This window comes from Streptomyces sp. enrichment culture (assembly GCF_964273145.1).
Lineage (GTDB): Bacteria > Actinomycetota > Actinomycetes > Streptomycetales > Streptomycetaceae > Streptomyces.
In genome coordinates, this window is record NZ_OZ186873.1 from 563,261 (window position 1) to 584,428 (window position 21,168).

17 protein-coding genes are annotated in these 21,168 nt (G+C 73.7%); 10 read left to right on the plus strand and 7 right to left on the minus strand.

Features of this window, described 5'->3' with window-relative positions:
• Window positions 1–57 precede the first annotated feature (57 nt).
• Complete coding sequence (locus ACSU6Z_RS02560; protein WP_437050156.1) at window positions 58–1,191, plus strand: methyltransferase; 1,134 nt, start codon at window positions 58–60, stop codon at window positions 1,189–1,191.
• A 32-nt stretch (window positions 1,192–1,223) separates the two neighbouring features.
• Here the strand turns inward: ACSU6Z_RS02560 and ACSU6Z_RS02565 are convergent, their stop codons facing one another.
• The 3 genes from ACSU6Z_RS02565 to ACSU6Z_RS02575 form a co-directional block, all read right to left on the minus strand.
• Window positions 1,224–2,084, minus strand: a complete 861-nt coding sequence (locus tag ACSU6Z_RS02565) for a class II fructose-bisphosphate aldolase (protein WP_437042438.1) — start codon at window positions 2,082–2,084, stop codon at window positions 1,224–1,226.
• A gap of 86 nt (window positions 2,085–2,170) precedes the next feature.
• Window positions 2,171–3,052: an SIS domain-containing protein gene (locus tag ACSU6Z_RS02570; protein WP_437042440.1), complete on the minus strand. Its 882-nt coding sequence runs from the start codon at window positions 3,050–3,052 to the stop codon at window positions 2,171–2,173.
• Window positions 3,053–3,181: 129 nt separating this feature from the next.
• Complete coding sequence (locus tag ACSU6Z_RS02575; RefSeq protein ID WP_437042442.1) at window positions 3,182–4,147, minus strand: hypothetical protein; 966 nt, start codon at window positions 4,145–4,147, stop codon at window positions 3,182–3,184.
• 199 nt (window positions 4,148–4,346) lie between these two features.
• Between ACSU6Z_RS02575 and ACSU6Z_RS02580 the strand changes: the two genes are divergently transcribed.
• From ACSU6Z_RS02580 to ACSU6Z_RS02590, 3 genes are all read left to right on the plus strand, one after another.
• The gene (locus ACSU6Z_RS02580) at window positions 4,347–4,628 is read left to right on the plus strand and encodes a heavy-metal-associated domain-containing protein (RefSeq protein ID WP_437042445.1); all 282 of its coding nucleotides are present in this window, start codon (window positions 4,347–4,349) and stop codon (window positions 4,626–4,628) included.
• Window positions 4,629–4,744: 116 nt separating this feature from the next.
• Entirely contained in the window at window positions 4,745–7,009 is a 2,265-nt protein-coding gene (locus ACSU6Z_RS02585) for a heavy metal translocating P-type ATPase (RefSeq protein ID WP_437042447.1), read from the plus strand.
• Between the two features lie 287 nt (window positions 7,010–7,296).
• Entirely contained in the window at window positions 7,297–7,977 is a 681-nt protein-coding gene (locus ACSU6Z_RS02590) for a phosphatase PAP2 family protein (RefSeq protein ID WP_437042449.1), read from the plus strand.
• A gap of 85 nt (window positions 7,978–8,062) precedes the next feature.
• Here the strand turns inward: ACSU6Z_RS02590 and ACSU6Z_RS02595 are convergent, their stop codons facing one another.
• Entirely contained in the window at window positions 8,063–9,010 is a 948-nt protein-coding gene (locus ACSU6Z_RS02595; protein ID WP_437042451.1) for a PmoA family protein, read from the minus strand.
• Entirely contained in the window at window positions 9,007–10,131 is a 1,125-nt protein-coding gene (locus ACSU6Z_RS02600; RefSeq protein ID WP_437042452.1) for a Gfo/Idh/MocA family protein, read from the minus strand. The genes ACSU6Z_RS02595 and ACSU6Z_RS02600 overlap by 4 nt, the downstream gene beginning before the upstream one ends.
• Window positions 10,132–10,481: 350 nt before the next feature.
• Between ACSU6Z_RS02600 and ACSU6Z_RS02605 the strand changes: the two genes are divergently transcribed.
• Window positions 10,482–11,543, plus strand: coding sequence for an ABC transporter permease (locus ACSU6Z_RS02605; RefSeq protein WP_437042454.1), 1,062 nt, complete (start codon window positions 10,482–10,484; stop codon window positions 11,541–11,543).
• A gap of 151 nt (window positions 11,544–11,694) precedes the next feature.
• Here ACSU6Z_RS02605 and yicI read toward each other — a convergent pair whose 3' ends face one another.
• Window positions 11,695–13,965 carry an alpha-xylosidase gene (yicI, locus tag ACSU6Z_RS02610; protein WP_437042456.1) on the minus strand — a complete coding sequence of 757 codons (2,271 nt, stop codon included), beginning with the start codon at window positions 13,963–13,965 and terminating at the stop codon, window positions 11,695–11,697.
• A gap of 489 nt (window positions 13,966–14,454) precedes the next feature.
• On the opposite strand from yicI, the gene ACSU6Z_RS02615 reads away from it, so the two are divergent.
• The 4 genes from ACSU6Z_RS02615 to ACSU6Z_RS02630 are packed head-to-tail and all read left to right on the plus strand — an operon-like array spanning window position 14,455 to window position 18,912.
• The gene (locus ACSU6Z_RS02615) at window positions 14,455–15,702 is read left to right on the plus strand and encodes an ABC transporter substrate-binding protein (RefSeq protein WP_437042458.1); all 1,248 of its coding nucleotides are present in this window, start codon (window positions 14,455–14,457) and stop codon (window positions 15,700–15,702) included.
• A 12-nt stretch (window positions 15,703–15,714) separates the two neighbouring features.
• On the plus strand, window positions 15,715–16,668 hold the full coding sequence (locus ACSU6Z_RS02620; protein ID WP_437042460.1) for a carbohydrate ABC transporter permease: 954 nt from the start codon (window positions 15,715–15,717) through the stop codon (window positions 16,666–16,668).
• A 5-nt stretch (window positions 16,669–16,673) separates the two neighbouring features.
• Window positions 16,674–17,501 (plus strand): carbohydrate ABC transporter permease, encoded by an 828-nt coding sequence (locus ACSU6Z_RS02625; RefSeq protein WP_437042462.1) that lies wholly within the window; start codon window positions 16,674–16,676, stop codon window positions 17,499–17,501.
• Between the two features lie 31 nt (window positions 17,502–17,532).
• Window positions 17,533–18,912, plus strand: coding sequence for a GH1 family beta-glucosidase (locus tag ACSU6Z_RS02630; protein ID WP_437042463.1), 1,380 nt, complete (start codon window positions 17,533–17,535; stop codon window positions 18,910–18,912).
• Window positions 18,913–18,970: 58 nt separating this feature from the next.
• Here the strand turns inward: ACSU6Z_RS02630 and ACSU6Z_RS02635 are convergent, their stop codons facing one another.
• The gene (locus tag ACSU6Z_RS02635) at window positions 18,971–20,212 is read right to left on the minus strand and encodes an ROK family protein (protein ID WP_437042466.1); all 1,242 of its coding nucleotides are present in this window, start codon (window positions 20,210–20,212) and stop codon (window positions 18,971–18,973) included.
• Between the two features lie 214 nt (window positions 20,213–20,426).
• On the opposite strand from ACSU6Z_RS02635, the gene ACSU6Z_RS02640 reads away from it, so the two are divergent.
• A complete protein-coding gene (locus ACSU6Z_RS02640) occupies window positions 20,427–21,158 on the plus strand; it encodes a maleylpyruvate isomerase family mycothiol-dependent enzyme (RefSeq protein WP_437042468.1) in 732 nt (243 codons plus the stop codon).
• The last annotated feature ends 10 nt before the right edge of the window (window positions 21,159–21,168 follow it).

The window sequence follows — 21,168 nt, forward strand, 5'->3', positions numbered from 1 at the left end:
GGTCGCACGATGAACGACCGTACCGCCCCCCTCACCCGCACCGACCGCACCGACCGCATGCCGACGCCGTGGGGCGAGCGGGTGCTGACCCGTTTCCCCGAGGACCCCCGCGAGAGGCTGCGCGCCTGGGACGCCTCCGACGAGTACCTCCTGCGGCACCTCGCCGAGCGGCACCCGTCCCTGTCCGGCACGGTGGTGGTCGTCGGCGACCGCTGGGGCGCGCTGGTCACGGCGCTGGCACGGTACCGGCCGGTGCAGATCACCGATTCCTGGCTGGGGCAGGAGGCGACCCGGGCCAACCTGGCGCGCAACGGCGCCGAGCCGGACGCGGTCCTGCTGCTCACCACGCAGGACGCGCCACCGGACCGGATCGACGTACTGCTGGTGCGGGTGCCCAAGAGCCTGGCGCTGCTGGAGGACCAGCTGCTGCGGCTGGCCCCCGCGGTGCACGCGGACACGGTCGTGGTCGGCACGGGGATGGTGAAGGAGATCCACACCTCGACGCTGAGCCTGTTCGAGCGGATCCTCGGTCCGACCCGGACCTCCCTGGCGGAGAAGAAGGCCCGGCTGATCTTCTGCACGCCGGATCCCGCGCTGGAGCGGCCCGCCAATCCGTGGCCGCTGCGCTACACGCTGCCCGACGGGATCGGGCCGGTCTCCGGGCGGCCCGTCGTGAACCACGCGGGCGTCTTCTGCGCCGACCGGCTCGACATCGGCACCCGCTTCTTCCTCCGGCACCTCCCCGAGGCCCGGGGGGCCCGCAAGGTGGTGGACCTCGGGTGCGGCAACGGCGTCGTCGGTACGGCGGTGGCGCTGGCCGGCCCCGGGGCCGAGGTGCTGTTCACCGACGAGTCGTTCCAGGCCGTGGCCTCGGCTCGGGCGACGTTCGAGGCCAATGGGGCGCCGGGGCGGGCGGAGTTCCGGGTCGGCGACGGGCTGTCCGGGGTGCCGGACGGCAGCGTCGACCTGGTGCTCAACAACCCGCCCTTCCACACCCACCAGGCGACGACCGACGCCACGGCGTGGCGGATGTTCAGCGGGGCGCGGCGCGCGCTGCGTCCCGGCGGCGAGCTGTGGGTGGTCGGCAACCGGCACCTGGGGTACCACGTCAAGCTGCGGCGCCTGTTCGGCGACAGCCGGGTGGTGGCCGGTGATCCGAAGTTCGTGGTGCTGAAGGCCGTCAAGCGGTAGGGGGACCGTCGTACGGCAGCACGGTGGGGTGGTCAGGCGGCGGGGCGGTCGAGCACCCGGAGGATCCCCGCGACCGTGTGGACCATGGCCTCCCGCCCCGCCGCGAGGTAGCCGCGCGGGTCGACGGCCCCGGGGCGGGCGGCGAGGAACTCCCGGACGGCGCCGGTCATGGCGATGTTCAGGGCGGTGCCGACGTTGACCTTGGTGATGCCGTTGGCGACGGCCGCGGCCAGTTCGCCGTCCGGCACCCCGGAGGAGCCGTGCAGGACGAGCGGCACCTCCAGGGCGCCGGCCAGGCGTTTGACGAGGTCATGGTCGAGGGCGGCGGTGCGGGTGGTCATCGCGTGGACGCTGCCCACGGCGACCGCGAGGGCGTCCACGCCGGAGTCGGTGACGAAGGCGCGGGCCTCGGCGGGGTCGGTGCGGGCGCCGGGCGCGTGGGCGTCCAGCGGGGGCTGCCCGTTCTTGCCGCCCACCTGGCCCAGCTCGGCCTCGATCCACAGTCCGCGGGCGTGCGCCCAGTCGGCCGCCGCCCTGGTCGCGGCGAGGTTCTCGGCGTACGGCAGCCGGGAGGCGTCGTACATCACCGAGCTGAACCCGGCGTCCGCGGCCTGGCGCAGCAGGGCGTCGCTCCGGACGTGGTCGAGGTGCAGGGCGACGGGCACGGCGGCGCGCTCGGCGGCGGCGACGGCGGCGCGGGCGAGGGGGAACAGCCGCCCGCAGCGGTACTTCACCGCGTTCTCGCTGACCTGGAGGACGACGGGCGTGGCGGCGGATTCGGCGCCGGCGATCACCGCCTCGACGTGCTCCAGCGTGATGATGTTGAAGGCGGCGACGGCACGGCGCGTGGCTGCGGCGCGCGTGACCAGGTCGCCCGTGGTGGCGAGGGGCACGGACCTCTCCTTGTCCGGGGTCGCGGTTCCCGGAGTACGGGCCGTCCCCGGGGTGCGGGCCGTCCCGGGCACGGGCTTCCCGGCCGTCAGGGCGTGAGGATCACCGAGCGGGTGAGGTGGCGCGGGCGGTCGGGGTCGAGGCCGCGGGCGGCGGCCGCGGCGACGGCGAGCCGCTGGGCGCGGACCAGTTCGGCGAGCGGGTCGAGGCCGCCCTCGATCCACCTGCCGCCGGTCCGCCGCACCTGGTCGGCCAGGCCCTCGGGGGCTTCCCCGAACATCCAGGTGGCGGTCCCCCGGGTGGTGACGCTGATGGGGCCGTGCCGGTACTCCATCGCCGGGTAGGCCTCGGCCCAGGACAGGGACGCCTCACGCATCTTCAGCGCGGCCTCGCCGGCCAGTCCCACCGTCCAGCCGCGCCCCAGGAAGGTGAACTGCGTGCACTCCACGAGTCCTTCGGGCAGCTCGGCGGCGAGTGCGGCGCGGGCGTCGGCGACGGCGGCGTCGGTGTGCAGGCCCAGGTGGGCGCGGAGCAGGGTCAGCGCGGTGGTGGCGAACCGGGTCTGCACGACGGACCGCTCGTCCGCGTAGTCCAGGACCACGACGTCGTCGGCGGCGGCCATGACGGGGGCGTCCGGGTCGGCGGTGACGGCGGCGGTGCGGGTACGGCCCCTCACCTTCCCCAGCAGGTCGAGGACTTCGGTGGTCGTACCGGAACGGGTGAGGGCGACGATCCGGTCGTAGGCGCGGCCGGTGGGGAACTCGGAGGCGGCGAAGGCGTCGGTCTCGCCCTGGCCCGAGCCCTCGCGCAGCGCGGCGGCGGCCTGGGCCATGAAGTACGAGGTGCCGCATCCGACGATCGCCACCCGCTCCCCCGGCGCCGGCAGGGCCCGGCCGTGCTCCGCCGCCTCGGAGGCCGCGCGGGCCCAGCACTGGGGCTGGTCGGCCAGCTCTTCCGCGACATGGGTCATGCCGCATCCCTCCCCGATGTGATGGTGGTGCACGGAGTGTCGTACGAACTGCCGCTGCGCTACAAGACGGCCCACCGCGCCTGCGGAAGCAGCACGCGGCCGGGGCGGTCGCCGCGCTGGTGGCGCCCGTCAGTGGCCGTGGCCGTCGGAGTGCCCCTGCCCGGCGCCGGGGTGTTCCCCCGCGGCCCCCGGCCCTCCCGCCCGGACCGTGAAGGCCGCGGTGTGCACGCGTCCTTCGTGCCGGAAGTCCAGGAAGAGGCGGTAGGTGCCGCCGCTGGGCGCGGTGGCCGTGAAGGAGACGGCCGGGCCGGGCTCGGTCGTGCCGTCGCCGGGTTCGCCGTTCGGGTGGACGTGGAGGTGGGCGAGGTCCCCGGAGCGCAGGGCCACCAGGTGGCCGTAGGCACCCAGGTAGGGCTGGAGGTCGGTGACGGGCCTGCCGTCGCGGGAGACCTCCAGGGTCAGCTCGCTCGCCCGGCCGGGGCGCAGGGCGCCGGCCAGTTCGACCTCGTAGCCGCCGGTCCTGGCGGTGGTGCCCGGGGCGGGCAGGTCCCGCGGCTCGTAGCGGCCCGAGGCCGCCAGGTCGGCGCCGAGGGTGAGGCCGCCGGCTCCCTTGCGCGCCGGGGTGAAGTCGGCGAGGACCCGGTAGTCACCCGCCCGGGGCAGCTCGACGGGGGTGCTCCAGGTGCCGTCGGCGGCGCGTTCGGGGTGCAGGTGGCGGTAGGTCGTCAGGTCCCGGGAGACCAGGATCAGGTGGAGTTCCCTGCCGTGCTCGCGCCGGTAGGCGGTGACGGCGCGGCCGTCGCCGTCCCGGACGGTGAAGCGCAGCTCGGCGGGCTTCCCCGCGGCGATGCGCGGGGTGACGAGGTCGAGCGTGTACCCGTTCCCGGAGACCTGCGGTCCGCCGGGCGGGGCGCTCGCGTGCCCCGTGTGCCCGTCGCTCCCTCCGGACGCGGGCGAGGGCCGGCTGTGCGTGCCGTGGGCGGCGGGCGCGGCGTCCTCGACGACCGGGTCGACGCCCCTGCCCACACCGTACGCGGTGCCGAACGCCGCGGCCAGCGCGGCGGCGAAGGCCGTGATCCTCACTCCGGTGTTCATGGCGGTGATCTCCTCCCGCAACAGGGCCTCCGACCGGGCGTGAGGCCTCAACGCAGCTCACAATACCCCTGGGGGGTACCAAGTCAAGGGGCGGCGAGAGTTGCGACAGATACCGGCTGGGGGTATACATGGAACCCGCCAGCCGGGTACCCCCTCCGGGTATCCGTACCGCATTCGCACAGCCCCACAGGAGGCCCGCATGCCCTCGTCCTGCTGCTCCCCCGACGGCCACTGCTCCACCGGTACCGCCACCGCCACCACCGCGGAGCGCGTCACCACGGCCTATGCCGTCTCCGGGATGAGCTGCGGCCACTGCAAGGCCACGCTCACCCGGGTGATCGGCGAGCTGGGCGGCGTCACCGGTGTCGAGGTCGACGTCGACGCCGGCCGGGTCACCGTCACCAGCGCCGCCGAGCCGGACGACGCCCTGATCGCGAAGGTCGTCGACGAGGCCGGCTACGAGTTGACCGGCCGCGTCTGATCCACCGCTCCACCGGCGGCCGGGGCCCGGGGCGCCGGGCCCCGGCCGCCGGTGCCGCACGACCCGTATGACATGTACGACCCGTATGGCCTGTACGGCCTGCACGAGGAGCAGCCATGACCACCCGTACGACCGACGCCACAGCCGAGGTGGAGCTCGCCATCGGAGGCATGACCTGCGCCTCCTGCGCCGCCCGGATCGAGAAGAAGCTCAACCGGATGGAGGGGGTCACCGCCACCGTCAACTACGCGACGGAGAAGGCGAAGGTCAGCTACTCCGGTGACGTGTCCGTCCCGGACCTGATCGCCACGGTCGAGGCGACCGGGTACACGGCCCGCGAGCCCGAGCCGGTACGCGCCGAACCCGAGCCCGGCGCCCCTCCCGCCGAGGAGGCCGACGCGTTGCGGCCGCTGCGGCAGCGTCTGGTCACGGCCACGGTGCTGGCCGTTCCGGTGATCGCCATGGCGATGGTGCCGGCCCTGCAGTTCGAGTACTGGCAGTGGCTGTCGCTGACCCTGGCGGCACCCGTCGTGACCTACGCCGCCTGGCCCTTCCACAAGGCCGCCCTCACCAACGCCCGGCACGGCGCGGCCACCATGGACACCCTGATCTCGGTCGGCACCACGGCCGCCTTCCTGTGGTCGCTGTGGGCCCTGTTCCTCGGCACCGCGGGCACGCCCGGCATGACGCACCCCTTCGAGCTGACCATCGCCCGCACCGACGGCGCCGGGAACATCTATCTGGAGGCCGCCGCCGGCGTCACCGCCTTCATCCTGGCCGGGCGGTACTTCGAGGCCCGCTCCAAGCGCAAGGCGGGCGCCGCGCTGAGGGCCCTGCTGGAGCTGGGCGCCAAGGACGTGACGCTGCTGGGGCCCGACGGCCGCGAACGGACCGTTCCGGTGGCGGAGCTGAAGGCCGGCGACCGCTTCCTCGTACGCCCCGGTGACAAGATCGCGACCGACGGCGTGGTCGTCGAGGGCACCTCCGCCGTGGACGCCTCCATGCTCACCGGCGAGTCGGTGCCGGTCGAGGTCGGCGTGGGGGACGCGGTGACCGGGGCGACCGTGAACGCGGGCGGCCGGCTGGTGGTGGAGGCCACCCGGGTCGGCGCCGACACCCAGCTCGCCCGGATGGCGAAGCTGGTCGAGGACGCGCAGAACGGCAAGGCCGCCGCCCAGCGGCTCGCCGACCGGATCTCCGCCGTCTTCGTGCCGGTCGTGATCGGTCTGGCGCTGGCCACGCTCGGCTTCTGGCTCGGCAACGGCGCGGGAGCCGCCGCCGCGTTCACCGCCGCCGTCGCGGTGCTGATCATCGCCTGCCCGTGCGCCCTGGGCCTGGCCACCCCGACCGCGCTGATGGTCGGCACCGGACGCGGCGCCCAGCTCGGCATCCTCATCAAGGGCCCCGAGGTCCTGGAGTCCACCCGCCGCGTCGACACCGTCGTCCTGGACAAGACCGGCACCGTCACCACCGGCCGCATGACCCTGCTCGCCGTGCACGCCGCGGACGGCGTCGACGAGTCGGACGTACTGCGCCTGGCGGGCGCGCTGGAGCACTCCTCCGAGCACCCGGTCGCGCGTGCCGTCGCCGACGGGGCGCTGCGGAAGCTGGGTTCGCTGCCCACGCCCGAGGACTTCGCGAACGTGCCCGGGCTCGGCGTGCAGGGCGTCGTGGACGGGCACGCGGTTCTCGTCGGCCGGGAGAAGCTCCTCGCCGAGTGGGCCATGGGGCTCCCGGCGGACCTGGCACGGGCCAAGGAGGCGGCCGAGGCGGCCGGGCGCACGGCGGTGGCCGTCGCGTGGGACGGCGCGGCGCGGGCGGTCCTGGAGGTCGCCGACGCCGTGAAGGACACCAGCGCCGAGGCGATCCGGCGGTTGCGCGCCCTCGGTCTGACGCCGATCCTGCTGACCGGCGACAACGAGGCCGTGGCCCGCTCCGTGGCCCGCGAGGTCGGCATCGCCCCCGAGCACGTCGTCGCCGAGGTCATGCCGCAGGACAAGGTCGACGTCGTCAAGCGCCTCCAGGGCGAAGGCCGTTCGGTGGCCATGGTCGGCGACGGGGTCAACGACGCGGCGGCCCTCGCCCAGGCCGACCTGGGGCTGGCCATGGGCACCGGCACCGACGCCGCCATCGAGGCCGGCGACCTGACCCTCGTACGGGGCGACCTGCGCTCGGCGGCGGACGCCATCCGGCTCGCCCGCCGCACGCTCGGCACCATCCGGTCCAACCTCTTCTGGGCCTTCGCCTACAACGTGGCCGCCCTGCCGCTGGCGGCGGCCGGCCTGCTCAACCCGATGATCGCCGGGGCGGCCATGGCCTTCTCCTCGGTCTTCGTGGTCGGCAACTCCCTGCGGCTGCGGTCCTTCCGGGCCGCGGACTGACGGCCTCGCCGCCCGGCGCTCCTTGTGGAAGGTGCCGGGCGGCGAGGTCTTCACGCCGGGCGGGCCGTCCGGCCCTGCCCGGGCGGACGGCGGGCCGGTACGCCGCCGGAACCGGTCCGGACGGACGACGGGCCGTACCCGCCCCCCGCGCCGCGCGGGACACGGCGTCGCCCGGACGGGTGTACCGGGCAGCGGCCGGGGCAGGTGCGGGCCAGGCTTGTACCGCAACGGAACGAAGGGCGGCTGGGCGCCCGCCGCAGCCCTGCCGCCCCTGGGAGAAAGAACGCATGACCGGACCGACCGACGCCGACGGTGACACGACCCGACCGACCGACGCCGATGGCGGCACGACCGGACCGCTCGACCCGGCGACCGGTTCCGAGCACCCTCGCCGGCGGGGCCTGGCAGCGGTGCTCGGCGACCTGCGGGCCGTGGACGGCGCCCTGTACGCGGCGGTGGCCGCCACCCCCACGCCCACGCTCGACCGTGCCCTGCGGCGCCTGTCGCACGCGGCCGACCACTCCAAGATCTCGCTGGCCATCGCCGCTTCCCTGGCCCTCGGCGGTCCCCGGTCGCGCAGGGCCGCGCTCGCCGGGGCCGGCGCCGTCGCCCTGGCCTCGGCCTCCGCCAACCTGCTCGGCAAGCGCCTGGTGCGCAGGGCCCGGCCCGACCGGGAGGCGGCCCGGGTGACCGTGGACCGGCACGTGCCCATGCCCACGTCGGCGTCGTTCCCCTCCGGTCACACGGCGTCGGCGGTGGCCTTCGCCGTCGCCGTCGGGGTGGCCCTGCCGGGCGCGGCGGTACCGCTCGGAGCGCTGGCGAGCGCCGTCGCGTACTCCCGCGTCCACACCGGCGTGCACTATCCGGGCGACGTGGCGGCCGGGGCCGTCCTGGGCATCGCGAGCGCCGCCACCGCACTGGCGGCGGTGGCGGCGGCCCGGGGACCGCTCGGACCGGCCGCGGGATGAGGGACCCGGCACCCCCCGCCCCCCGGGCGGGGCGGACGGACCGCGCCGGGCAGCGGGTGCCGGAGCGCGGGCCCGGGACCGTCGTTCACCACGGCAGGCCCTCCAGGTGGGCGGTGACGCGGGCGTGGTCCCAGGCGCCGTCGGCGACGACGATCCGGTAGCGGTAGGCGAAGGACTCGCCCGGCTCCAGCGCGAACTCCTCGAAGAACGCCCAGGAGAAGGCGGCCGTCGGGACCGGCTCCGCGCGCACGAACCAGTGGGAGGCGTGGATCGCGCGCGCGGCGTCCAGGTTCTCCGGCGCGTGCGCGAAGACGACCGTGGAGTGGGCGTCGGCCTCGTCGCGCTCGGCGGTGAAGGCCAGCCACGGGCTCCGGGTGCCCATCAGCTTCCCGGCGTCCGCGCCCGCGGCCGCGCCGGTGCCGGGGGCGAACACGGTGCCGCCGGTGAAGTCGCGGGGTCCGCGCCACTGCAGGCCGGTGTAGCCGGCCATCTCGCGGCCGGCGGTGGTCGGGGAGCCGAAGACCAGCGGCTCGGCGCGGATGTTGGTGAGGTGGATCGACCAGTCCAGCGCCCAGGCGCCGGCCTCCTCGTCCACCGAGTGGACGGTGAGGCCGCGTGCCTCGCGGGCCCATTCCTCGCCGTGGTGCGCCACCCAGGTCAGGTCCTCGGTGAGGGCGAGGCGGTCGTCCTCGACCGTGAACGCGCGGAAGCCGTCGTGCCGCATGGAACCGACGCGCTCGGGCAGGGGCAGGTAGCCCCGGCCGTGGACGTAGGAGTTGCCGCCCCAGAAGTTCTGGCCGGAGAGGTGGCTCGCCGTCATCTGGAGGCCCTTGTGCCAGCGGTGGTCGCTGGGACGGTAGCCCGTCACGACGTGCCCCGCCAGGGTGCGCACCGGGTGGGCGTACGGCTTGCGGGCCTCGAACGGGTCGGGGTCGGGGCGGTAGACGTACCGCAGGATCTCGGTGCCGCCCGCCGCGGTGACCGCGACGTGGTCGCCGTGGGTGTGGCTGACGCGGATGCTCCGGGCACTCATGCGCGCTCCTTCGGGGCCCAGTCGGGGTGGTCGCCGTGCATGGCGGCGTAGTACGGGTCACCGGGTCCGATCTCGCCGGCGCGGACCGGGCGGCCGGTGAAGGCCGCCTTGTACAGGGCGGCGGCGAATTCGAGGGTGGCGCGGGCGCCGGCGCCGCTGCCGGGCGGCCGTACGCCGTCGTCGTAGGCGTCGAGGAAGGCGCCGAGCTGGGCGCTGTGGGAGCTGGGCACGTCGGCGGCCGGGGCGCGCCAGGCGGCGGCGCGCTCGGAGTCGACGTGCGGGGCCGGGGTGTAGGTCCAGTCGTCGTTGCGGTGCCCGTAGAGGTGGGTGAGTTCCACGGTGGCGTCGGCGCAGTCGACGCGGATGCGGCTCACCTCGTCCGGGGACAGGACGCTGTTGACGACGGTGGCCAGGGCGCCGTTGGCGAACCGCACGAGGGCCGTGGAGACGTCCTCGCTCTCGGTGGTGTGGACCAGGCGCGAGGCCATCGCGCGGATCTCCTCCCACGGGCCGAGCAGGTGCAGCAGCAGGTCGTACTGGTGGATGCCGTGGCCCATGGTCGGCCCGCCGCCCTCGGTGGCCCACCTCCCGCGCCAGGGCACCGCGTAGTAGGCGGCGTCGCGGTACCAGGTGGTCTGGCAGTGGGCGACCAGCGGGGCGCCCAGCTCACCGCTGGTGATCAGTTCGCGGGCGTGGACGGCGCCGGAGCCGTAACGGTGCTGGAAGACGACGGAGGCGTACCCTCCCGACGCCTCCTCGGCCGCCGCGATGTCGTCGTACTCGGCGAGCGACAGGCACAGCGGCTTCTCGCACAGCACCCAGGCGCCCGCCTTCAGGGCGGCCACCGTCTGCTCCCGGTGCAGCGACGGCGGCGTGCCGATGAGGACCAGGTCGGGGCGTACGGCGTCCAGCATGTCGCCGATCGACGTGTATCCGGCGACGTCCGCGCCCGCCAGTTCCCGGAAGGCGGCCAGCCGGTCCTCGTCCACGTCGACGGCGGCGACCAGGTCGGTCCGGTCGGCGTGGGCCCGCAGCGCGGACAGGTGGCTGCCGGCGACGATGGCGCCGGTGCCGACCACGGCGACGCGGCGGCGGACGGGGGCCGGGGACGTGCGGGCCATGTGATCCTCCTCGGACGTACGGCGGACAACACACACAGAAAGCGCTTTCACTCCGGCCGACCCTAGAGGTGCTCGCCATGTCAGGACAACCCCGGGGGGAGATCGCGTGGAGACGTCACCGGGACCGGCCGGGCGGGCCCGTGCCTCACTCGGGCCGCAGCGTTTGCGGGGCGGCCGGACGACTGGTCGACTGTCGCGGGGAGTCGGAGCCGGCCGTGCGGCACCCCGGCTCCCTCCCGCTCCGCGCGGAAGGAGTCCGGACACGACCACCGGTCCCCGGCCGGCGCCCTCGGAGCGGGGCCGGACGGCAGCCGGCCGCGGCCGCGTCAGAGGAAGCGAACGAGCACGACATGCCCGACACGTCACACGGTGAGCACGGCAGGCCGCCGACGCTCACCCAACGGTGGGCCCGGTTCAAGGAGTCCCCGTTCCCGCCGGCCGTGGTGCTGGTGTTCATCCTGGCGGCCGCGGCCGGTCTCTTCGCGGGGTCCTACACGTACTCGATGGCGGATCCGACACCGCGCTCGATCCCGACGGCGGTGGTCGGCTCGTACGAGAAGGGGCGGGGCCGGGCCTTCCTGACGGGCCTGGAGAAGGAGCTGAACGCCTCGGTGAAGGTGCGCGCCTACGCCACCCCGGCCGACGCCCGGCGGGCGGTCGAGGAACAGGAGGTCTTCGCGATCCTGGAACTGCGGGACGAGGGCCGGTCCGTCGTCCTGGACCTGTCGGGCGCGTCGGGCGCCTCGGTCGCCGAGGTCCTGTCCCAAGCGGCGCCCGCCGTGGGGGAGGAGACGGGCGTGGAGGTCACCGTCCGGGACGTCAACCCCCTGCAGGAGGGCGACCCGCGCGGGCTGGCGATCTTCTACATCTCCCTCGCCGCCGTGATCATCGGCTTCGTCGGGGCGATCCAGATGAGCGTGCACGCGCGGTCCCTCACCCCGCTGGAACGCATCGCCTTCACCGCGGCCTACGCCCTGCTCGGCGCCTTCGCCATCGCGGCGGTGGTGGACTGGCTGCTGAACGCGCTCGACCTGCCGTTCGTCGAGTCGTGGCTGATCCTGGGGCTCACGATGTTCGTCAGCGGCATGGTCTTCACCATGTTCAACACCCTGGTCGGGCGCTGGGCGATGCTGCCGACGTGGGGGCTGATGGTGCTCCTGGGCAATCCGTCGTCCGGTGGCGCGGTGTCCTGGCCGCTGCTGCCGTCGGCGCTGGGGGTGATCGGCCAGTGGCTGCCGCCGGGCGCCTCGGTCAACGCCCAGCACACGGCGGTGTACTTCTCCGGGCACCAGCACGCCTTCCCCTTCCTGGTGCTGGTCGGCTGGGCGCTGCTGTCCTGCACGGTGTTCTGGGTGTGGCGGCACCGCCACCCCGGCAGCCGCGAACGCCGCCCGGCGCACGCCGGCCCGTGAGGCGGGCCGGCGCGCGCTGGGCCGGCGGCGGGTCGTCACCCTCGGCCCCCCTCAGCCGGCGACGACCCGCCGGCCGTGGTCGACGCGGGTGGGGAAGAAGCCCCGGACGGCCCGGTGCCGCGCACCCGGCCCCGCGCTCCGCACCCGGTGCTCAGGTCAGCGGCACCGTCACCTCACCCGCCCCCTGCGCGCTCGCGCCGCCCGGGACGCGCACGGTGAACGGCCGGTCGGTGCCGCTCGCGGTGACGCGCAGCAGGCCGCCCTCGCGCCGCACGCGGAACGTGGCCGCCGGCGCCCCGGCCGGATCGGGCACGGTGACCTCGGTGGCGTACTCGGGCCCGGCGGGCGGGTGGACGAGCAGGACCGGGGCGGCCAGCCAGTCACCGTCGGGGCGCCGGTCGTCGGCCGTCAGCGGCAGGACGGCGCCCTCGCGGACGTACAGCGGGAGGCTGTCGTAGCCGTGCCGTTCGGTGCGCCAGGCCGGGCCGGTGACCTTCTCGCCGCTGAGGAGGTGGGTCCAGGTGCCCGCGGGGAGGTAGACCTCCACCTCGCCGTCCTCGGTGAAGACGGGGGCGACCAGGAGGTCGGGACCGAGCATGTACTGGCGGTCCAGCGGGCGGCACGCCGGGTCGTGCGGGAACTCCAGCACCATGGGCCGCATCACCGGCACGCCGGTGCGGTGGGCCTCGGCGGCGACGCCGTACAGGTAGGGCATGAGCCGGTGCTTGAGCAGGGTGAAGTGCCGGGCGACGTCGACCGCCTCGTCGCCGAACTCCCAGGGCACCCGGTACGACGACGAGCCGTGCAGGCGGCTGTGCGAGGACAGCAGCCCGAAGGCCAGCCAGCGCTTGAAGACGGACGGGTCGGGGGTGCCCTCGAAGCCGCCGATGTCGTGGCTCCAGAAGCCGAATCCGCTCAGGGACAGCGACAGGCCGCCGCGCAGCGACTCGGCCATGGCCTCGAAGGAGGACCAGCAGTCGCCGCCCCAGTGCACCGGGTACTGCTGCCCGCCCGCGGTCGCCGAGCGGGCGAAGAGCACGGCCTCGCCCCGGCCGCGCTCCTTCTCCAGGAGTTCGAACACGGTCCGGTTGTAGAGGTGGGTGTAGTAGTTGTGCATCCGCTGCGGGTCGGAGCCGTCGTGCCAGACGACGTCGGTGGGGACGCGCTCGCCGAAGTCGGTCTTGAAGCAGTCCACGCCCTGGTCGAGCAGCGGCTTCAGCTTCGACTGGAACCAGGCTCGGGCGTCGGGGCTGGTGAAGTCGACCAGGCCCATGCCGGCCTGCCACAGGTCCCACTGCCAGATGTCGCCGTCCGGGCGGCGCACCAGGTGGCCGAGGGCGGCGGCCTCCTCGAACAGCGGGGACTTCTGGGCGATGTAGGGGTTGATCCAGACGCTGACCCTCAGGCCCTTCTCTCTCAGCCGGGCGAGCATGCCCTCCGGGTCGGGGAAGACCTCCGGGTCCCACCGGAAGTCGCACCACTGGTACTCGCGCATCCAGAAGCAGTCGAAGTGGAAGACGGACAGCGGGATGCCGCGTTCGGCCATGCCGTCGACGAACGACATCACCGTCCGCTCGTCGTAGGAGGTGGTGAAGGACGTGGTGAGCCACAGGCCGAAGGACCAGGCGGGGGGCAGGGCGGGGCGGCCGGTGAGGGCCGTGTAGCGGGTGAGGACGTCCTTGGGGGTGGGGCCGGCGACGACGTAGTACTCCAGCGTCTGGTCCTCGACGCTGAACTGGACCTGTCCGACGGCCTCGGAGCCGACCTCGAAGGAGACCGCGCCGGGGTGGTTGACGAAGACGCCGTAGCCGCGCGAGGAGAGGTAGAAGGGGACGTTCTTGTAGGCCTGTTCGCTGCTGGTGCCGCCGTCGGCCTGCCAGATGTCGACGACCTGGCCGTTCTTGACGAAGGGGGTGAAGCGCTCGCCGAGGCCGTAGACGTGCTCGCCGACACCGAGGGCGAGCTGGGCGAGCATGTGGTGGGCGCCGTCGCCGGTGACGGCGAAGGCGGTGCCCTTGCGGCCCGCCCGGGTCAGCTCGCGCCCGTCCGCGTCGTGGAAGGCGAGGGCCCAGGGAGCGGCCTCGTCCAGGCGGAGGGTCAGCGGGCCGCTGGTCAGCTCCGTGACGGTGCCGTCCCGGCGCACCCGGGCGGTCCCGTCGGCGGAGCCCGCGAGGGCGAAGTCGGGTCCCGGCCGGTGCTTGCCGGCGTGGTGGGTGACGCGGACGCCGATCACGCCCTCGGCCGGGGAGAAGCAGTCGACCGTGAGGAGCGGTGTGTTGAGCGTGTCTCCTCTGCGGGCCACCTTGCGGACGGCGGCGTGGGCGGTGAAGCGGTCGGCACCGGCGCGCACGTCGCGGACCTCGGTGGCGTACGAGATGCGCACACCGTCGCGGACGAGCCAGAAGCCGTCGGTGAACTTCATGATCTTCCTCGGGTGGGGCGGGAGCCGTCCGGTGGGAAACCGTCCGGCGGAGGGGCTGTGGGCTGGGCCGGACCGGCCGGGTCCGTTCGCCTTCGTTCGTCTTCGTTCGGCTCGCTCGGGTCGTTCGCCTCGACCCGGCTCGGCTCCGTTCGATGATCCTTCGAAGCATTCGACGGAAATTCGACTGGATTCGACAGTCTTTCGACAGGGATTCGACGGGCATTCGACTGTGTTCGATCGGGCCCTCCCAAAACCCTGCCGGACTTTTTGATCGTACACAAAACAAATCCGCAGCGGCCCCCTTCGCGTCAACTTCAGGACTCTGACCAGCCGAGACGCCCCGCCCACCTGACCGGCGCACGGCACGGAAGAAAGAGACGGACGCCACTTCTCCCTAGCGCACCGCCCCTTCTTTGACGTATTAGTCATCACACCAAACAAACCGTTCGGCAAAGAGGCCGGACGGTACGACAGCAAGGGCCGCACCACATGTCCGAACGCTTCACGCGGGGCGGGACACCCACCGTCAGGGCCGTCATGCCGTTCGCCGCCGTCTCCGTCCTGGTCGCCGGGGCGGCACTGACCGGCTGCGCACAGCAACGCGACGGCGATGTGTACACCGTGATGAACTCCTCGACCGACGAGTCCTACCACCGCTGGGACGCGGAGGCGATGGCCCGCTGCGGCGAGCAGCTGGGCGTGCGGATCGAGCAGCGAAGCGTCCCGGCGGCGCAGGTGATGACGAAGGCGCTGCGCATGGCGTCCTCCAGGTCGCTGCCGGACATCGTGCAGTTCGACGCCTCCGAGATGCCGGTCTTCGCCGAGGCCGGCGGCCTCGTCGACCTCAGGACGCTGGGCCTGAGCACCCGGGACGTCCCCGAGGGGATCGTGAACTTCGGTTCGTACCGGGGGACGTACTACGGCGCGGCCCGGTCGGTGAACACGCTCGCGCTCTTCTACAACAAGGACATCCTCGACGAGGCCGGTGTGGAGGTGCCCACCACCTGGGCCGAACTGCGGGAGGCCGCGAAGACGCTCACGCAGGGCAAGCGGTACGGGGTGGCGCTGAGCGCGGGCGGCGCGGAGGACGGCGTCTTCCAGTTCATGCCGTTCATGTGGTCCAACGGCGGCGACGAGCGGAAGCTGGACGGCCCTCGGGTCGTCCAGGCCCTCGACTACTGGAAGGCCCTGCTGAAGGACGGTTCGCTGTCGAAGTCGACCGTCAACTGGACGCAGGCGGACGTCAACGACCAGTTCATGGCCGGCAACGCGGCCATGATGATCAACGGGCCGTGGCAGGTGGAGACGCTCAACACCAAGAAGTCGCTGCGCTGGGGCATCGCGGAGATCCCGGCGCCCGAGGCCGGCGCCCCGTCGGTCGGCCCGCTCGGCGGTGCCGTGCTCACCGTGCCCCGCACCGGTGACGAGGAGCGGGAGCGGACGGCCGGCCGGATCGTCGCCTGCCTGTCCGGCGAGAAGGAGCAGCTGACGTACGCGCTCAACAGCTGGATGGTCCCGGCCAACGCCAAGGCCGCCGCCGTCTGGCGGGAGCGGGTGCCCGACCTGGACGCCCTCGCCGACCAGGTCGCCGCCGCCCGCTCCCGTACGGCCCGGGTCGGCTCCGGCTGGCCGAACGTGTCGCTCGCCCTGCAGAGCGCCTTCCAGTCCGCCCTGACCGGCCAGTCCAGCGAGGCCGCCCTGAAGCGCGCCCAGCAGCGGGCCACGAGCGGGAACTGAGGTACGCCGCCCATGACCACGTCCACCGACACCGCTCCCGCGCCGGCCGCGACGGGCAAGGCGTCCCGCCCCACGGCCCCGGACCGGCTGCGGCGCAGGCGCCGGCTCGCCCAGTGGGGGTTCGTCGCCCCCGCGGTCGCCTTCATGCTGCTGTTCTTCGGCTACCCGCTCGTGCGCAACGTCGTGATGAGCTTCCAGCACTACACGCCGAAGACGTTCTTCACCGGTGAGGCGCCCTTCAACGGCACCGACAACTGGGCGAACGTGTTCCACGACGCCCTGTTCGGCAAGGCGCTGTGGCACACGCTCGTCTTCACCGCCGGCTCGCTGCTCGGGCAGTTCTGCATCGGGCTCGCCCTCGCCGTCTTCTTCAACCGCAGGTTCCCGCTGGGCGGGGCGCTGCGGTCGCTGATCCTGCTGCCCTGGCTGGTGCCGATGGTGGTGTCCGGCATCGTGTGGCGGCGCATCCTCGACCAGGACACGGGCGTGCTCAACTCGTTCCTGGACACCCTGGGGCTCAGCGGCCACACCCCCTGGCTGACCAGCCCGCACCTGGCCCTGCTGTCGGTGATCCTGGTCAACATCTGGATCGGCATCCCGTTCAACATGGTCATCCTGTACGGCGGCCTCCAGGAGATCCCGAAGGAGCTGTACGAGGCGGCCTCCCTGGACGGCGCCCCCGCCTGGCGGACGTTCCGCTCCATCACGCTGCCGATGCTCAAGCCGGTCATCACGGTCGTCCTCGTGCTGGGCTTCATGTCGACGGTGAAGATCCTCGACCTGATCCTCGCCCTCACCGACGGCGGCCCCGCCGACGCCACCCAGACCCTGGGCACACTCACCTACCAGAACTCCTTCGTGCAGCTGGACTTCGGCGCGGGCGCGGTCGTCGGCAACGTACTCATCCTGATCTCCGCGGTGTTCGCGGTGTTCTACCTGCGGGCCAACCGCACCGAGGGGAAGTGACGGACATGGCCGCTCCCACACCGGCCGCTCCCCGGCGCCGCTGGGGCTCCACCCTGGCCGGGGTGCTCATCCTGTGCGTGATGCTGTTCCCGCTGTACTGGATGCTCAACACCGCGCTCCAGCCCGAGGCGGGACTGCTCCAGGTCGACCCGGTGCCGGGTAGCCTGGACCTGTCCGGTTTCTCCAAGGCGATCAGCGACCAGGGCGCCCACCTGCTCACCTCGCTGGTGGTCTCGCTCGGCGCCGTCGTCATCTGCCTGGCGATCGCGGCCCCGGCGGCGTACGGGCTGGCGCGGTTCGGGCTGCGCGGGTCGCGGACGATCGTGTTCGGCACGCTGATCACGCAGATGGTGCCGGGCATCGTCATCGCCAACGCGCTCTACAACTCGTACGTCGACCTCGGCCTGGTGAACTCCTACCTCGGCCTGATGCTGGCGGACGCCTCCCTCGGCATCCCGTTCTCCATCGTGCTGATGCGCTCCTTCATGGTGTCGATCCCGGGCGAGGTGATCGAGGCCGCGCAGATGGACGGGGCCGGACCGGTGCGGACGTTCGTGCGGGTGGTGCTGCCGATGAGCCGCAACTCGCTCATCACCTGCGGCCTGTTCGCGTTCCTGTTCTCCTGGAGCGACTTCATGTTCGCCCTCACCCTGAACACCACCGACGACGTCAAGCCGATCACCCTGGGCATCTACCAGTACATCGGCGCGCACGTCGGCGACTGGGGATCGGTGATGGCGGCGTCCGTCCTGTCCGCGGTCCCGGCGGCGATCCTGCTCGTCCTCGCCCAGAAGTACATCGCCGCCGGCATCACCGGCGGTTCCGTCAAGTGACCACCCTACGCATCGAGATGGGCCTCACCGCATGAGCGACTTCCCCGGCTTCCCGCCCGGCTTCGTCTTCGGCGCCGCGACCGCCTCGTACCAGATCGAGGGCGCGGTGCGCGAGGACGGCCGCGGCCCGTCGATCTGGGACACCTACAGCCACACCCCCGGCCTCGTCGCGAACGGCGACACCGGCGACGTGGCCTGCGACCACTACCACCGCTACCGGGAGGACGTGGCGCTGCTGCGCGGCCTGGGCGTGGACTCCTACCGCTTCTCGATCGCCTGGCCGCGGATCGTGCCGGACGGTTCGGGCCCGGTGAACCCCAAGGGCCTGGACTTCTACTCCCGGCTGGTGGACGAACTGCTCGCGGCGGGCATCGAACCGGCCGCCACTCTCTACCACTGGGACCTGCCGCAGGCACTGGAGGACCGGGGCGGCTGGCGGACGCGCGAGACGGCGGAGCGGTTCGCCGACTACACGGCCGTCGTCGCCGAGCACCTCGGCGACCGGGTGCCGCGCTGGATCACCCTCAACGAGCCGTGGTGCAGCGCCTTCCTCGGCTACTCCGTCGGCCGCCACGCGCCCGGCGCCCGCGAGGGCCGGGGCGCGCTGGCCGCCGCCCACCACCTGCTGGTCGGCCACGGACTGGCGGTGAAGGCGCTGCGGGCGGCCGGCGCGCGCGAGGTGGGCATCACGCTCAACCTCGACCGCAACCTTCCCGCCACCGACTCCCCCGCCGACCTGGCGGCCGTGGTCCGCGCCGACACCCAGCACAACCTGGTGTGGACCGAGCCGATCCTCGCCGGGCGCTACCCGGCCACGGAGGAGGAGACCTGGGGCGAGCTGATCACCGGTCAGGACTTCCGGCGCGACGGCGACCTGGCACTGATCTCCCAGCCGCTGGACTTCCTCGGCGTCAACTACTACCGGCCCATCGTGGTCGCCGACGCCCCCCACCGGGAACCCGACCCGGCACGGCGGGTGGCGACGGACAACCGGTACGAGGAGGTGCGGCTGCCGGGCGTCAGGCACACGGCGATGGACTGGCCGGTCGCCCCGGACACCTTCACCGACCTGCTGGTGCGGCTGAAGAAGCAGTACGGCGACGCGCTGCCGCCGGTCCACATCACCGAGAACGGCTCCGCGGAGGACGACACGGTCGCCGCCGACGGGGCGGTGCACGACGCCGACCGCGTCGCCTACCTGCGCGACCACCTCACCGCGCTGCGGGCGGCGATGGAGGCGGGCGTGGACGTCCGGGGCTACTACGTGTGGTCGCTGCTGGACAACTTCGAGTGGGCGTACGGCTACGGCAAGCGGTTCGGGATCGTCCGCGTCGACTACGACACGCAGCGGCGCACGCCGAAGGACAGCTACCACTGGTACCGGGAGATGATCGCGGCGCAGCGCCGCTGACGGGAGCGGGAAGGGGCGTGGCGGCCGCCGGAACCGGCCGTGCGGTGCGGCCCCCGGCTCATCCCGCCGCGCGCTCGGCGTACGCCGCCGGGTCGGCCAGTACCTCGCGCACGATCACGCCGGCCGCGCCCCGGGCCGCGTCCCCCCGCGGGGACGCGGCCCGCAGCCGGGTGGTGTCCGTGCTCCACAGCCCGGACACCACCCGCAGGGCGAGTTCGCGGCCGGCGGCGGGCGCGAGCCACTCCATCAGTTCCCGGTAGACGCCGCCGAGCATCACCGCGCCGGGGTCGAAGAGGTTGACCGCGCCCGCCACCACGACGCCCAGCTGCCGCCCCGCCCGTTCCAGCGCGGACACCGCGGACGGCTCGCCGCGCCGGGCCCGCCGCCGCAGTTCGGCGACGCCCGGGACACCCGCGTCCGGATCGAGGCCGGCGGCCTTCAGCAGGGCGCCCTGTCCGGCGTACTGCTCCAGGCAGCCACGGGCGCCGCACCGGCACCGCGGCCCGTCCGGGTCGACGACCGTGTGCCCGATCTCGCCGGCGAAGCCGTGCGCGCCGCGCAGCAGTTCACCGCCCAGGACCAAGGCGCCGCCGATGCCGATCTCGCCGGTCAGGTACAGGAAGCTGCGCACGCCCTCGGTGCCCGCGCCGTACCACAGCTCGGCGAGCGCGGCGGCGTTGGCCTCGTTGTCGGAACTGACCGGCAGCGGCCGGCGGGACGTGCCCAGCGCCAGCAACGCCTGGGCGAACAGCCCCTCGACGGCGACCCGCTGCCAGCCGAGGTTGGGGGCCTGGCGGACGGTGCCGCCGGTCACCAGGCCCGGCAGCGCGACGTGGACCCCGGCCGGCACGAGCTCCTGTTCGGCGGCCGATCCGATGGCGCGGGCCGTGAGGCGGGCGGCGCGCGCCAGCACCTCCGACGGCTGTACGCCGCGGTTGTCGACGTGCTCGACCAGGCGGACGCGGTCGGTGCCGGCGAGGTCGACGACGCATACGGCGATGTAATCGATGTTGATCTCGACCCCGAGTCCGGCCGGTCCCGACCGGGCCACCTTCAGGACGGTACCGGGCCGCCCGGCCTGCCCGCTGCTCGTCTTGCCCCACTCGCCGACGAAACCGTACGTCAGCAACTGCTCCACCAGGGACGACACCGCGGCCCGGGTGAGTCCCACATGCGCCGCGATCCGGGCCCGGGTCGCCTCCCCCGCGTCGTGCACGGCCCGCAGCACCAGGCTGAGGTTGTGCCGTCTGACCGTGGCCTTGTCGGCCTTCGGCTCCAGGGGGATGAGGTGGTTCTTCATGGTGATGCCGAGCGTATGCGACGGCGCCGGGCACGGCGCCGCCGATCGGGCGACCGGTCCGTTCCCCTCCGCCGGCGTCCGCCCGCCCGGGCCGTGTCCGGGCGGGCGGACGCGGGTGCCGGAGGCCGTGGGCGACCGCGGGGAGCGCGCCGGGCATGGTGCCCTTCCCGTGAAGTCCCCCTTGGAGCACGCTCCATCCCGCACACTGCCTGTCATGAGGACCGACTCGCACATCGAAGTCCTGGACCGGGAAGGCCGGTTGCTCGCCGAGGCCGCCGAAGCCGCGGGGATCGGCACCGAGACGCCGACGTGCCCCGGCTGGCGGGTCCGGGACCTGCTGCGGCACACGGGGACGGTGCACCGCTGGGCAGCGGCGTTCGTCACCGACCGGCACACCGCCCCCCGCCCCGTCGGGGACCCGCCCGCCCTCGACGGTCCCGACCTGCTGGCCTGGTTCCGGGAGGGACACGGGCACCTCGTCGAGGCCCTCGCCACCGCCCCGCCCGACCTGGAGTGCTGGCACTTCCTGCCCGCGCCCTCGCCTCTGGCGTTCTGGGCCCGGCGCCAGGCCCACGAGACCACCGTGCACCGGATCGACGCCGAGTCGGCCGGGGGCGGCACGCCGGGCGGCATAGGCACCGGTTTCGCCGTGGACGGCATCGACGAACTGCTGTGCGGCTTTCACGCCCGCCCCAAGAGCGGGATCCGCAGTGAGAGGCCCCGCGTGCTGCGCGTGCGGGCGACGGACGCGGACGACGCCGTATGGACCGTACGGCTGACGCGGGAGCCGCCCGTCACCGAGCGGAGCGGGACCGGGGACGCCGACTGCGAGATCACCGGTCCCGCCGCGCGGCTGTATCTGTCGCTGTGGAACCGGCAGCCGTACCCGGAGGTGACCGGGGACGCCTCCGTCGCCGCGCTGTGGCGCGGGACGTCCGCCGTCTGAACGGGGAAAC